Annotated in this window: 11 protein-coding genes; 3 read left to right on the top strand and 8 right to left on the bottom strand. The window is 43.4% G+C overall.

Annotated elements, in window-relative coordinates; all coding sequences use genetic code 11:
* The first annotated feature begins 546 nt into the window (after positions 1-546).
* Positions 547-1956, top strand: a complete 1410-nt coding sequence (murD, locus tag AC4II3_RS16755; RefSeq protein ID WP_488013583.1) for a UDP-N-acetylmuramoyl-L-alanine--D-glutamate ligase — start codon at positions 547-549, stop codon at positions 1954-1956.
* Between the two features lie 41 nt (positions 1957-1997).
* Positions 1998-5300: a patatin-like protein gene (locus AC4II3_RS16750; protein ID WP_488013581.1), complete on the top strand. Its 3303-nt coding sequence runs from the start codon at positions 1998-2000 to the stop codon at positions 5298-5300.
* Positions 5301-5600: 300 nt separating this feature from the next.
* Here the strand turns inward: AC4II3_RS16750 and AC4II3_RS16745 are convergent, their stop codons facing one another.
* From AC4II3_RS16745 to AC4II3_RS16710, 8 genes are all read right to left on the bottom strand, one after another.
* Positions 5601-6392: a sulfite exporter TauE/SafE family protein gene (locus tag AC4II3_RS16745; RefSeq protein ID WP_488013579.1), complete on the bottom strand. Its 792-nt coding sequence runs from the start codon at positions 6390-6392 to the stop codon at positions 5601-5603.
* Between the two features lie 19 nt (positions 6393-6411).
* Complete coding sequence (locus AC4II3_RS16740) at positions 6412-6789, bottom strand: ectoine synthase (protein ID WP_488013577.1); 378 nt, start codon at positions 6787-6789, stop codon at positions 6412-6414.
* A gap of 19 nt (positions 6790-6808) precedes the next feature.
* Positions 6809-8062, bottom strand: a complete 1254-nt coding sequence (locus AC4II3_RS16735) for an amidohydrolase family protein (RefSeq protein ID WP_488013575.1) — start codon at positions 8060-8062, stop codon at positions 6809-6811.
* An 86-nt stretch (positions 8063-8148) separates the two neighbouring features.
* Complete coding sequence (locus tag AC4II3_RS16730; protein WP_488013573.1) at positions 8149-9258, bottom strand: fatty acid desaturase; 1110 nt, start codon at positions 9256-9258, stop codon at positions 8149-8151.
* 150 nt (positions 9259-9408) lie between these two features.
* Entirely contained in the window at positions 9409-10479 is a 1071-nt protein-coding gene (locus AC4II3_RS16725) for a calcium-binding protein (RefSeq protein ID WP_488013571.1), read from the bottom strand.
* A gap of 475 nt (positions 10480-10954) precedes the next feature.
* Positions 10955-11665, bottom strand: coding sequence for a calcium-binding protein (locus tag AC4II3_RS16720; protein ID WP_488013569.1), 711 nt, complete (start codon positions 11663-11665; stop codon positions 10955-10957).
* A gap of 350 nt (positions 11666-12015) precedes the next feature.
* On the bottom strand, positions 12016-12183 hold the full coding sequence (locus AC4II3_RS16715) for a hypothetical protein (protein WP_490722845.1): 168 nt from the start codon (positions 12181-12183) through the stop codon (positions 12016-12018).
* Positions 12184-12251: 68 nt separating this feature from the next.
* Positions 12252-12953 (bottom strand): glutathione S-transferase family protein, encoded by a 702-nt coding sequence (locus AC4II3_RS16710; protein WP_488029610.1) that lies wholly within the window; start codon positions 12951-12953, stop codon positions 12252-12254.
* Positions 12954-13062: 109 nt separating this feature from the next.
* Here AC4II3_RS16710 and AC4II3_RS16705 point away from each other — a divergent pair, with 109 nt between their 5' ends.
* Entirely contained in the window at positions 13063-13392 is a 330-nt protein-coding gene (locus tag AC4II3_RS16705) for an ArsR/SmtB family transcription factor (protein ID WP_488029611.1), read from the top strand.
* Positions 13393-13953: the final 561 nt, after the last annotated feature.

Genomic DNA, 13953 nt, shown 5'->3' with positions numbered 1-13953 from the left:
ACTATTTTTGGACAAGATTCATCTTACCACTCCCACACTTCCTTGATGCACTACCCATTAACTTATATTAAGATTTATCGGCTCATATGGCAAGCTGAAATCCCCATATTCCCCTCAGACTTAAAGCTGCTGGAGTTTTTGGAGTGCTAAACTCAGCATCTGTTGAGCTTGGCTGAGCTTTGATATAATGGATTGTCTAAAATTCTATTTCAAAGTTCTTCTCAATAAACTGGTGCTCCCGATTGGGTTCGGAAAGCGGTTGGAACATCCCTCTTTGGAATAACTCCAGTAAATTACGTTGCGCTTCTTTTGGAACAAGGTTTTAGCTTAGCAATTCCTAATAATTATCAACTTATTGAAGTTTTTTTGTATAGAGTTTTTATCGATATAGCGTTGATAATACTTATAAGGTAAAGTCAAATTTATTGTCCCTAGTCCCTAGTCCCTACTCCCTACTCCCAAAAAGTAAGTAACTTACCCAATTCAAAATCGCTATAACTGCTATAGTTAGAACGGCAAACCATCAGATGCACTACCAATCAAAGTATGCCTAAGGCTGATGTTATTGGATTAGGACGCTCAGGTCTTGCAGCCGCAAGACTCCTAAGAAAAGAAGGTTGGGATGTCACTCTCAGCGATGCCGCTAGCCCTGAACGGATCGCTGCACGTTATACCCCAGAAGACTGGCAACACCAACAACAACAGCTTGCCAGAGACGGAATTAACCTTAAACTGGGTTATTCCCTAAGTCTAGACTCTTCAGACTTACCCCAGCTGATTGTAGTTAGTCCTGGTGTGCCCTGGGATATACCAGTGTTAGTTACAGCCAGGACCCAAGGCATTGACACCATAGGGGAAATTGAACTAGCTTGGCGTTATCTCCAATCCCCATGGGTAGCTGTTACTGGTACTAACGGCAAAACTACTACCACCTCCCTGATTGCTGCTATTTTTCAAGAAGCTGGTTTCCATGCCCCCGCCTGCGGTAACATTGGTTATGCGGCTTGCGAACTCCTCCTAGCACCAGAAATCACAGGTAAACCCCAGGAAAGATCCCCAATCGATTGGGTAATTGGGGAAATAAGTAGTTACCAAATCGAATCCTCCAAAGACCTTGCTCCTCGTATTGGTGTCTTGACAACCTTGACCCCTGACCACCTCAGCCGTCACAAAACCCTGGAAAACTATTATGACATCAAGGCATCTTTACTCCGTCGCTCCCAGTTACAAGTTATCAATGGGGATGACCCTTACCTGGGTAATTTGGGAGTAAACTATTGGCCCGATGCCTATTGGATCAGTATCACAGGTGGTCAGGGAGACAGGAATTTTCAACCTTGGGCCTACATCCAAGATGACTGGGTGATAGCAGACTCAGAACCGATCTTGCCAGTGAAATCCTTACAGATGGTCGGAGATCACAATCGACAAAATTTATTAATGGCAGTGGCAACAGCACGATTGGCAGGAATTGAGAAAAATGCGATCGCATCCGCCATTGCCAAGTTTCCTGGTGTACCCCATCGCCTAGAAAAAGTGATTACCTGGCAGGGGATAGACTTTATCAATGATAGTAAAGCCACCAACTATGATGCGGCTCAAGTCGGTTTAGCCTCAGTAGCTGCACCCACTATTCTAATTGCTGGTGGTGAAGCCAAAGCTGGTGATGATACCAGTTGGATTGAGACCATTAAACTCAAAGCAGCAGTTGTCTTACTCATTGGTGAAGCAGCACCTGCTTTTGCGGCACGCCTTAAAGAAGCTAGCTATTCCAGTTACGAAATTGTGGAAACTATGGCGAAAGCAGTACCAAGAGCAGCAGAACTAGCTCAACAGTATAATGCGGGTGTTGTCCTGCTTTCTCCCGCCTGTGCTAGCTTTGACCAATACCAAAGCTTTGAACATCGGGGAGATGATTTCCGCAGTTTGTGTCAGCAGCACCTTACTACTATTTAGCCAGTAACTAACGGTAACGTCCCTAATTGGAGAGCCATATTATGTCTAGCCAAAACTTTCGCAAGCCAGAATTTAGCAGAGAACTGCGCTTAGGACTAGTGGTTTATGGTGGAGTCTCTCTAGCCATTTATATGAACGGTGTTTGCCGCGAATTTTATAATGCTGTTCGCGGTCGAGGTATCTATAAACTAGTTAAAGCTCTTACTGATTCTGATATTATTGTTGATATTCTCTCAGGCACGTCAGCGGGAGGGATTAATGGGGTTCTGCTGAGCTACGCTTTGACCAATAGTAGTCAGGATGAAGTTATCGATTTTGAAAACTTTGCCCAAATTTGGCGGGAAAATGGCAACATCCGCAAGCTCATGCATAAACCTAGCATTACTCAAGGGAAAAATGATGGGGAATCTATTTTAGATGGCAAGGGCTACTATCAAGATGCACTAGCTAAAGCCTTTGAACAAGGGCAGAGTAATAAAAAGAAAGCACCCTCAGACGAGTGGGTATCTTCCTTTAATGAATTAGATTTATTTGTAACAGGAACTGATGTTGTAGGACGGGTTGATACCGTTTTTGATGATACCGGACGGGTGATTGATCTTAAAGACCACCGCACTATCTTTCATCTCAAGCACCGTCAAGGTCGCAAAGAGCCCTTTAATCCCAATTTTAACCCAAACAATTCAACGGTTCAAGATACCTATCAAGCTCTGGCAAAACTGTGTCGTATTACATCGTGTTTTCCAGTTGCTTTCCCTGTAGTTACCGTTGAGTTAGATAATCCTAGCAATCAGGTCGATACCAAGTTAGTAGAATGGGGAATCCTTAAGAATCGCAAGTTACCGGAAACCCCTCCAACCGGTGGGTATCAATTGCACTTTGTGGATGGAGGGGTGCTAGATAATCGGCCTTTTAGTTATACCATCAAAGAAATGTATTATCGTGCCGACTATTATCCAGTTGAGCGCAAGTTATTTTATATCGATCCCAGTCCAGATAATTTTGCTGGCAGCCAAAAGTTTAATCAGATGCCAAAGCCTGATGTCTGGGAGGTAATCCAGGAGTCGTTGTTAGGAATGCCGACCTATGAAAGTATTAGTAATGATTTGGGGTTAATCAAAGACCGTAACCATAAAATCCAGCGCTACCATTCTCTGCTAGCCGATGCGGAATCCCCCTTATTTGCTAAGGCTGACAACTCCCAACAGACAAGGCTTCCAGTTGAGACGGGAATTTATTGGCGTAGTCGTATGATTAGCTTACGCGATCGCACATTACCTCTAGTCTTGAGAATGTCTCAAGTCAGTAGCACCAAATCTTACCAAGAAATATTAAACAACCAAGTCCTTTTAGATAAAATAGCTAAGCTACTGACCCAACACATTACTGAACCGGAAAAACGGGAAAATAACGACATTATTCTCCAAGACCCTAGTCAACAGATTAGCAATCTCGATATCGACTATGCTTTAAGGAAGCACTTCTATATCGTTAAAAAAGTTTGTCAGTTGATGAATCAGGAGCAATCATTATCAGAGTATAAAATGCTCCAATCCCTAGCCTTAAGGCTAGGTCGTCACATTAAACTCCTAGAAGTCCTTAAGATGGCATTAACTAAGCTGTTGAATCATCCCCAGGTTAGTCAATCCTTCTATGATATGATATCATGCTTTCAAACTAATCAAAGTTCAGAGTTTCTAGATAATCAACTGCGTAGTGAGATTTACAACCGTCTAATTCGGTTATACCGTTTCTTGCTCGATGCTGAGGGGCTAGCAGAATTTGTCCCACAAAACTATCAGCAATCCTATTTAGAGAAAGTCCCAGCCTATTTCTTGCAAAAATTACCAGAAGCAGCAGAACAATTAGCCGCTAACTCTGAAACCCAAACAGTTGGAAAAACCACCATTGACTGGTTGCCCCAGCCGCTAATTTCCAGCATTTTTGAACAATTGAACCAAAAAATTAATCAAGTAGAACAAGAACAAAATAAACTTCAAAAAATATGGCTTGCTGAAAAATTTAAAAATAACGATAATGAAAATAATGGTAACGAATACTCCTCGGTTTTGTGTAAGATAGAGGAAGCCTCAGAGAAATTCATTGAACTAAGTGGGGTAAATCAGTCTGAAGAACTCTTGACTCGTTTTAAACGATTTCGAGAACTCGATAAAGTTCTGTATCCCTTTGAGTATCTATCTGAAATTGAGGAAAAAGACCTGATCGAGACGATTCGGATTAGTCCAGATGATGCTCAGCTGGGTTTTGGTAAAGGGCAAAAATTAGATAGTAAACTGGCAGGAAATACCTTAAATGCATTTGGCGGTTTCTTTAAGAAGTCTTGGCGTTCCAATGATATTATGTGGGGGCGCTTAGACGGATTAAACCGGATAGTGGAAGCGTTACTTACTCCTGAGGCGATTGCTAAGTTTCCTAAGTTTTTGAAACGACAAGCTCAAGAATATAATATTCCTGAAGCGGGAGAAGAATTTGATCAGTTTAAAGAAAAGTACTTAGATTTTTTAATTCAAGAATCTTTCCCTAACGCTACCGCTGATCACCAGGATAAAATTAAAGGTCATCTACGTAAGCTCGCGATTCCTAATCCAGATCTTTCTGAAGCTGATCTCAAAACAATACTGGATGATTTAGTGCTAGAAGGACATCGTGATATTCTCAGAACTGACCTACAGAATGTGATTGAAGATGAAATTTTTGAACAACTAGAGTGGAGTCAACAGCGAGTTCAACCTGCTGCTCCTAACGATACTCAAACCACAAATCTAACCACAAGTCTAACCACCAAACCGCAGTATAGTCTAGTTCAGGGTAGTTTTAGTGAAACGATTAGTCTACTAGCAGCTCAGGAATTAGCTAGGAAAGGCATAGACTCCTTACCCCAGGGTAAAGAAACGTTCTTTCTCAACCATTACCAGGTGGGTTCAGAGACATTGTCAAAGGATATTCCCACTACTATCCTAACAAATCTCGCTACCCGAGCTGCCCTGATTGTGCGAGATATGCTGATCACTGTATTAGGCGATCGCACTCCAGGCTTCGGTAGTAGTTTGATCTATCAAGTCTTGAATAAATCCTTACAACTATTTTATTGGTGGCAACAGATTAGCCAATCATCAGGGATTCAAAAGGGTGATGGTAGTCGCCAGAAGTTGATTTCCCTGGTAGTGCAAGTAGCCTTGTTGCTGATTGCTATCCTGTCTGTGGTTATTATCATATATCAGTCATGGATATGGTTTGCGATCGCATTTATTACTGGGCTGTTGTCTTGGCTTTTAGGGAATCCTTGGAAAGCTATAGAAGAACAATTAATTACCAAGGATTAATGATAAATTATGAAGAATTAATGATACCTCAAGTCCAGTATAATCGGCCTTGAATAATACAAGAGTCTTCGGAAAAAGGCGAGTAAGCATAGGCGCGTAGCGCCTATGCTTACAAACGACCTTACTTTTAAAGGAAAGTGAATAAAACCTCCGAAGTTTGTAGCACAGTAACCTCAAGGGTACTAACAGTATAAAAAATCCAAATTAATTCATCGGAAGATTCAAAAGTACCATTACCGTTCACTGTTAATCTGGCGTTATTTCCTTAATCGACAAGTCTGAAGTTCCTCGCCCAGTTAGCTATTTTCCCATCGGGTAAATCATTAACTGATAACTATGACCAGCCCGCCAGAAGAAGTAAATTGCCAGAATTACTAACATAGTACGAAAGCTAACATTAACCACTTGATTAGGTAGTTTGGGCAGATAGCGGGTACTAAACTGAGCACCGAGCAAACCTCCTGTTCCCAAAATAATACCTTCCCAAAATAAGAGATTTCCTCTTTGTGCATGGCCAATACAGGCAGAAATGGATGTAATCACGATGACACCAAGACTAGTTTGAATGGCAACTTTAATCTTTTCTCCTAACAGCAGCATTTGTAAAGGAACCATGATCACACCACCACCAACACCAAACAAACCTGCTAGTAAACCGGCCATTCCACCTGTTCCCAAACGAGCGAGGGTGGGATTAATGCTGTACTCTTCACGGCCATTCTGGTTTGCCATCAACTTTTGACGCAGTATCATCAACCAGATATTTGCTAGTAATAAAACCCCAAAAGCTCCTAAGAGCAAATAGGCAGGTATGGTACTAGCTAGATTTGCACCCCATTGAGCAGTGATTAAAGACGGCAATCCTAACCATATAACCCGTTTAAAATCCACATAACCCATACGCCAATTTTGGATAGTGCCAGAAACGGATGTCATGACAATGGCCAGGATACTAGTTGCCACTGACTCAACAGGTGAATAACCGAGGGAAACTAAGATAGGTACTAAAACTGTTCCACCACCAATACCTAATATTCCTGCGAGTAATCCAGAGCCTAGCCCTCCAACACCAAGAATCCACCAGTCGCTCATTGAGATTCTCTCCATTAATTTAGTAAGAAGAAGAGCCTTGACCATCCAAACGATGAGTTTCATCACCTTTCAAAGAAGGTGTAAATACGCAGACAAGGCGCATAGTGCTTTTAGCTCTTAGGTAATGTGAATCGTGTTGATCAAGAGCATACATAGTACCCGGTTTAATCGGATAAATAATATCATTGACCTCTACTTCACCTTCACCTTCAATACAGTAGCATGCTTCGAGATGATTATTGTATTGCAGTAGTGATTCTGAACCAGCATCAACAATTGTGTCTGTGAGGGAGTAACCCATGCCATCTTCCTGAATCAGAAATCGACGACTCTTGCCATTTCCCCACTCAACATCCCTTTTGGTATTGATGATTGTTCCCAAATCTTTCAGTATCATTGTAATTACCTCAACTTAATTAGTGTAGACCAAGAAGTTTGGCGGTGTGTATCGGTTCTAAATCGCGCAGCAGGCGACCATGGGGAGTAATTAACTCGCCGATACGAACGACTAAAGTAGGCAACAGTTTTTGCTTAACTACGAGTTGTTCACCTACTGAGTCATGGAATAACCACTCACCCTCGACCATTTCTAGAACTGTAATATCAGCACGAGAGCCAATTTGGAGTGTGCCGATCTCTGCATCGGCTCTTAAAATACGAGCAGGATGAATGGTTGTGCCAGCAATAACTTCTTCTAGAGTGAACCCTAGAGCCATCAGTTTGGACATAATGCCACACAGACTATAGTCAAGGGTAGCATCACTGTGGGGAGTCGTGAAGTCTCCATGGACATCACTACTAATGGTATAGGGTTTAAGATTTTGCTCTAACATGCGGCGAGCAATCTCAAAGCTGAAGTGAATACCATGTCCTAAGTCCAGTAGGATTCCATCTTTAACAGCTTGTAAAAGAGACTCTGGTACCCTCTGACGTTTCCCGAGTAGACCATCAGGACGGTGACTATAGCAATGGGTCAGTAAATCACCGGGCTGCAAAAAAGGGAGTACTTTTTCTATGACTTGAGCTGGTTGAGGACGATGGGCTTCATCAACATCAAACAATTCCCCGATGTGTACATATAAAGGTAGATCAGCGAGGTCTGTTGCTTTCCTTGCTAACTCTAAAACTTGTGTTCCCCATCGAGATAAAGCCCCAGATTCTCCATGCACCTTGAAACCACGCACTAGATCGGGATACTTTGCTGCCAGGGAAACCAGAGCCTCAATATCTACCATGTCAGGGCCATAAAAGGCTGTTCTGGAGCAGTCCGGTGTGATCGTTCCGGTTAAGTTAATGGAAGGAAAACAGCGTACGTCTGTCTGGGCTTTTTCAATTACATAAGCTTTGAATCCTAAAAAAGTGGCAGCACCACAATCACCTTGGTCAACGACGGTAGTGACACCAGCATTGATGCCGACATCATCCGCCCCAAGACTATCACTAACGACCCATTCGTAAATGTGGGTGTGTAAATCGATCAGACCAGGACAGACAATTTTACCTGCAACTGAAACAGTCTTTTGAGCTGGGTGGAGAGGTAATTGAGGGGCAATGGCAGCAATTTTACCTTGATCGATCGCAACATCATAGATATCGTTGAGGTTTTGAGCAGGGTCAATGATATGTCCCCCTTGCAAAACTAAATCATACAGTTTGAGATTCTGATTCATAACAAATGTCCCACTAAATTTAGAGATAGATTGAACAATTAAGACTCCAGTTTGAGATTGGCTCTTACACTCTTGCTCTAACTAAGTTAGGATTGTCCTAAATAACCTAAGTTAGATAACTTGAGCCCATCGAATGGTGTCCGCAACAGCATGAAAGACAGACCAGTAGCACCAACAAAGTTCTCGAAGTTGTAACCTTTCTCAGTTTTTTCTACAGTTCCCTGACCTTGAAACAAGCGGTGAATGCGATAACTAAAGTAGAAGTAGTTACCCAGCAGGTTCCAGGCTGCTATGCGCTGCTGATAATTACTAGGGTAGAGTTTGGCATCTAACTGAGATAGTAGATACCAGGGACAGCTCATTAGCCGATGGTGAGCATTGTGATAGTTATGGTTGAGAAATATCAGTAGGTCGAGCCAGCGTCGCAAGCAGGTGATAGTATAAGTATTCACTTCCTCATGCTCTTGGCTATATTTGGGTATCTTGCTATTGATAGCAAAAACAGGAAAGGTATGCTGAAAACACTCTAGGAATTGGGTTATGTTCAGGAAGCAAAGATAGGCAATGAAGTACAATAGCACTCCATGAGGTGCATAGACTGCTAAAGAAGTAAATAGAGCCCCTCGCAGCAGTAAAAGGGAAGCGTTGCGAACACGCTCATCTCGTCGGCTGTGATCGAGGAAGGGAGAAATGGCGATCATCCAGCGTAAGATTAGATTCATGGCGGGGAAATACAGCAATTCTAGGCATAGGATTAACTTTCTGATCGGCGGTGGTAGAGATTGCAGGAAATCGGTGAGAGTTCGGGGTGAAAAGGGAGACAGATCTACCTTATGTAAATGATGAGCTATATGGTGGTGAGCCAAATCGCGGTAGCGACTGTAGCAAGAGCCCGTCAAGAAGAGCATCATTTCACCCAAGACTACATTTAAAGCAGGACGGGCAAAAATGTTGTGGTGGAAGCATTCGTGGGCAAAGTAAGCAGACCACATCAGGGTGTGTACTAGTAAAAATGTTCCCAGCAAATTCAACCACCAAGTATCGGTTGTGATGCAGAAGATGGAAAATCCATAACCACCCAATATGTAGGCTATGGCTAAACCATTGAGCCAGTAGTTGCGGTGATGGGCGTAGAATTTAAAGTCATGGGAAACAATAACGGCTGTTTTTTGGTTAGTTTGAGGAGTTGTAACCATGTTGATTTACCTTCAATTGATAACAATAGAAAAGTGCGAAACCCGGAACCTGTATCTGGGTTCAGCACTCACCTTTGATGTTTGATTTTGATGTTTGATTTCTGTCCAGTGATACTAATTTGTCACTGTGTTAGCCAAAGGACTTTGCTTCTAAACGAAAGTGAAGAAAACCTCCGGAGTTAGTAGCACAGTAAACTCAAGGGAAGAAACATTCTCAACAATCGCAATCAGTTCATCTGTAGAATCGAAGGTACCATTACCATTAGAGTCCAGGGAAATAGCTAGTTCACTAGTATCACCATCGATATCATTAGTGGGATTAGTGAAAGGAGATGCCCCTAAGACATAATCATCAAGCTCTCCTACTAATTGAATTGTATCTGGACCTGCAAAGTCTCCTTGTCTTCCAAATTGAGTTATCAAAGCATAGTCTTGTAGGCCTCCGTTATCGTAAAGTATCTCATCTTGAGGGAGACCATTGGCCGGGTCTGCTGCTAACCCAAGTACAAAGGTATCTGGACTAAAACCACCTTCCAAAGTGTCAATTTCTCCTGAGCCAGAGTTAACACCGATAGCACCACCGATTAATGTATCTTGACCCCGAGGAAAGCTTCGATTACCAGAAAGAAAATCATTACCAGTGCCACCTACAACGTAATTATTAGACGGTACACCAGAGTTAGCGGAACTAAATTGAAAGTCGCCAAAGAGTGAATCATTACCGGTTCCACCGTCAAGGGTATCATTGCCTGCACCACCTTCAATGAAATCATCACCAGTGCTACCGCCAAAAAGTGAATCATTACCATTGTCACCAAGGATGGTATCATTACCGGCACCACCACGAATGGTGTCATCGCCATCAAAACCCCTCAAGCTATCTTGATCTTGTCCCCCATTGATGAAGTCATTCCCATCAGCGCCAGAGATAGTGTCATTACCTGGAGCGCCCAGCAGGGTATTATTCCCATTACCAAGAACAAATATGCTGTCATTACCATTACCACCATTGATCGAGTTGTTATCCTCACCACCCTCGATTCTGTCATTGCCATCACCGCCATTGATCGAGTCATTCCCTGCGTCACCACGGAGGGTTTCATCACCGCTCGCGCCAATAATAGTGTCATCACCACCTTCAGCCACCACAAATGTAAAACCTTCGGTTGATGATTCAAGATCAATTAATTCGCTTTCGTCTGTACCTATAAAAAATCGCATCTTAGTGTCTCCTTAAAATTGCAAAAATGTTCAGTTAATGGTCTGTACTTCTCAACTAGCTAATGACAGGGAATTAATCCCGACCCTGAGCCACTGCAAATGTTGAGGCAAACCTTAAGCCAAATTAATAAAGCTTCCCATAAGTTTTATTACTAACTATTAGTTTTTAGTTATGGGAAGCTTTACTTGTAAGCATATGCGCTACGCGCACGCTGCGCGAACAGCCGTCAGCTGTCAGCCGTCAGCTTAAAATAAACCTCTTTTATTCAAAAGCTGTTCGCGTAGCGCTAATCGCTGTTCGCTGATAGCTGATGGCTTACCTGCACTTAGTAGTAATCCCTTTTATAGCAATCCTATTTCAAGCGTGAACAGTTACAGTTCTTACTCAAAACTTAGTACTCAAAACTTAGTACTCTTTTAGTTAAGAAGTGTTGTTCACAAATAGTTTAGGATTGCTATAGCAGCGGAATTAATACTAGGAGAAAAAGGTGAATTGGGTCGAACTACTCAGAGCAAGACCGGTGACATCGGCCACAACAGCGATCAGTTCACCAGCTTGACCAGAATTATTCTGATGGATTAAAGTATCCGTTGATGAGTCACCTGCACCAGCAAAGCTTTGCTCGACCAAAACATAGTCACTGGCACTGCCCAACAGACCGATAGTATCTTCTGCAACACTGAAGTCAGTAATCAAAGCGTAGTCACTGTTGCCAGACGCTGTATAGAATACTCCTTCAGGGAGACGGATGTCATCGAGAAGTCGTTCTGAAATCCCCAAGTTAAACCGGTCTGCTCCTGACCCACCAGTTAGAGTATCAATTTCGCCGCCGCCAAAAGCCAAGCTAGTGTTACCTAGGACATAGCCAGCCCCTGCTAGGGTATCATTACCATCATTGCCATTGAGCTGGTCGTTGCCCCGATTGCCAAATAGTTCGTCATTGGCGCGACCACCATTGAGCTGGTCATTGCCCTCGCCGCCAAAGATATCGTCTCGACCGCCACCACCATTGAGGGTGTCATTGCCTCCGTTGCCAAAAATATCGTCCCGACCTCTTCGGCCTTCGACTAGATCATTGCCGCCTTCACCACGGATGAAATCATGGCCGTCCAAGCCATCAATCTGATCAGCGTCAGCAGTTCCAGTTAGGAAATCGTCTCCTGCTGTACCTGTGATTTGTGACATTGAAATTTATCCTTAATTTGTGAGTTGATAGTCTGATGTTGAACTTTGGAAAACAAGCCGTAAATCCTAGTTATATACATCAGCAAAGTTTGAACAGTCAGCGGTCTCAGCGCAATAGCTGCATGTCGCTAAACGTTCTATAGTTTCAGAATAGTGGGAATACAACAACAGAATGTCTCAGTTTTTGTCTCAGTTTTTTGTCTCAGTTTTTTGTCTCAGTTTTGTCTCAGTTTTTTGTCTGAGTCCCCTTACACACTCAGATCTGTAAAACCGCTGTAATTCCCTGATCCAAAGTTCCCGATTAGCTAAAATATTGACGTTGCTTAATAATGGAATGATTTTAAGAGTTTTTAGGTGCGCTTTCCGTGATGGCGAACGCGCCCCGCGTGACCTACGGTCAAGGGATTGCTCGCCATCACGGGTCGCACCTGTGGAATAGGCATCTTGTGTAGAACTGGCATCTTGCCAGTTTCAATATATTTTCGGGCGGGCAGGATGCCCACTCTACTCCTATTCATTCAAACACTGACGCAACGCCGGAGCTTAGGTGCTAAAGACGAATTGCCCGTGAACCTTGTGCCATTCTTTAGCAGCATGCATCAGTTGCGCATGCTTCACTAAAGGAACAGTTTTCTACGGTGCAACCTCGTCCAAGAAAGGTTTGGTCTGATAGATAAAACCCTGAGAACGCTTCTTCAAAGTCAGGTGCAACGGACTTTTCTGCAAGTCCTGTTCCTAATAGCTGTTTTTGCCACTTCTTTAGCTTAGGGCGATTTCCGATAAAATCGTAACCTGACCGGCGTTGAATGATGTCAGCGCGGTGCAAGATTGTCAGCCAGGCTATATCAACCAAACTGATTGTTTCACCTGCGAAGAATGGCGTATCACCGAGCTGTTTTTCGATTTTGTCAAAGGCGTGTCCAAGTTTTTGGCTACGTTCCATCAGAACCTTTTCGTTGGGGCTGCGTTGCGCGCTGCATTGAACCAGATAGTTCTTTGACGCCAGATAGCTCCATGCTCGGTTTGTCGCTTTATCTTCAAGGGAAAGCTCTGGCTGAAGCGCAGGAAAGGCTTCTTCAATATATTCGACAATCGCATCGGATTCAAACAGCGCTTTTCCTTTATCTGTAATCAGCACAGGGACTTGACCGTTCGGCGAAATATCCAAAAACCACTGGGGTTTATCGCTTAGGCTGATGAATTCCAGCTTGTAATCGATGTTCTTTGCCTCAAGCAAAGCCGTGACACGCTGAACAAAAGGGCAGATTTTGAAACTGACGATTTTCATAGAACAGAGTCCTTACATCTTAAATTTCCACCTTGCGGGCAAGGCTTGATTGATGGCCACAATAGGAAGTATAATGTTTTTATCTCAACAATTCAAGAGATATTGAAATATGAGAGAAAAACAAGCTTTAGACATGCTCAGCGCACTATCTCATGAAACCCGTTTGCGGGTCGTTAGGTATTTGATTCAGTGTGGTGCAAAAGGGGCATCAGCGGGGGAAGTTGGTAAGCAGGTTGATGCGATTTCCTCACGGGCATCGTTTCACCTATCAGCACTGGAGCAGGCAGGGGTGATCTCGTCTGAACGTCAATCGCGGAATATCATCTATCGTGCAAATCTTGGAAATCTCGGGGACTTGATGTCTTTTCTGCTCAATGATTGCTGTGATAACCATCCAGACATACGGGCGTGCTGTGTTTCTGAAAATAGGTGCTGTTGAAACTCACCAATTTTGGCAATGGGAAAGCCACAACCATATACCTGAGGGGGTGACAACAAGGCATTAAAGTAGACAGGGTGACCGGGTGTGGGGGGTACTCATCTCCTCACAGGGGTAAGTTTTTAACAAAGACGTGAGGTGTGGGGTGTAGGGGGTGGGGTGTAGGGTGTGGGTGATAAGAAAATATACTTAATTTGTCGTTGTCTTGATGGAATAGCGAGTGGTTTGAATTTACCGTAAGACAGTTGAGCCTTAATCAATAAGTTTTACCTCTTTTCTGCATAGCCTACCAACCATAAAGGCTCAACTGTCTAAGGTTTTGTCTCCGGGGAAACCCCCGCGTGAAGGCGCTGCATCGCTCTTCAATCATCATTGTCTTGATGCAAAGCGCGAGTGGGGGAAACCCCCGTGAGGCCACTGCATCGCTTGTCTGTACCCCCACACCCCACACCCCACACCCAATACCCCACACCTGAGGTCAAAGTAAAAAACCTACCCTTATGAGGTACTCATCTCCCCGCGCCCACGCCCCTAGATTATCGGTATTCAAACAGAGTTGAT

The organism is Moorena sp., from assembly GCF_982860115.1.
This window is presented reverse-complemented; position numbering and strand designations above follow the sequence as displayed.

Bases quoted from the DNA above. Each gene is read 5' to 3' on its own strand.
- AC4II3_RS16750 (WP_488013581.1), top strand. From the start codon at position 1,998: ATGTCTAGCCAAAACTTTCGCAAGCCAGAATTTAGCAGAGAACTGCGC.
- murD (WP_488013583.1), top strand. From the start codon at position 547: ATGCCTAAGGCTGATGTTATTGGATTAGGACGCTCAGGTCTTGCAGCC.
- AC4II3_RS16725 (WP_488013571.1), bottom strand. From the start codon at position 10,479: ATGCGATTTTTTATAGGTACAGACGAAAGCGAATTAATTGATCTTGAA.
- AC4II3_RS16710 (WP_488029610.1), bottom strand. From the start codon at position 12,953: ATGAAAATCGTCAGTTTCAAAATCTGCCCTTTTGTTCAGCGTGTCACG.
- AC4II3_RS16715 (WP_490722845.1), bottom strand. From the start codon at position 12,183: ATGAATAGGAGTAGAGTGGGCATCCTGCCCGCCCGAAAATATATTGAA.
- AC4II3_RS16740 (WP_488013577.1), bottom strand. From the start codon at position 6,789: ATGATACTGAAAGATTTGGGAACAATCATCAATACCAAAAGGGATGTT.
- AC4II3_RS16720 (WP_488013569.1), bottom strand. From the start codon at position 11,665: ATGTCACAAATCACAGGTACAGCAGGAGACGATTTCCTAACTGGAACT.
- AC4II3_RS16705 (WP_488029611.1), top strand. From the start codon at position 13,063: ATGAGAGAAAAACAAGCTTTAGACATGCTCAGCGCACTATCTCATGAA.
- AC4II3_RS16745 (WP_488013579.1), bottom strand. From the start codon at position 6,392: ATGAGCGACTGGTGGATTCTTGGTGTTGGAGGGCTAGGCTCTGGATTA.
- AC4II3_RS16730 (WP_488013573.1), bottom strand. From the start codon at position 9,258: ATGGTTACAACTCCTCAAACTAACCAAAAAACAGCCGTTATTGTTTCC.
- AC4II3_RS16735 (WP_488013575.1), bottom strand. From the start codon at position 8,062: ATGAATCAGAATCTCAAACTGTATGATTTAGTTTTGCAAGGGGGACAT.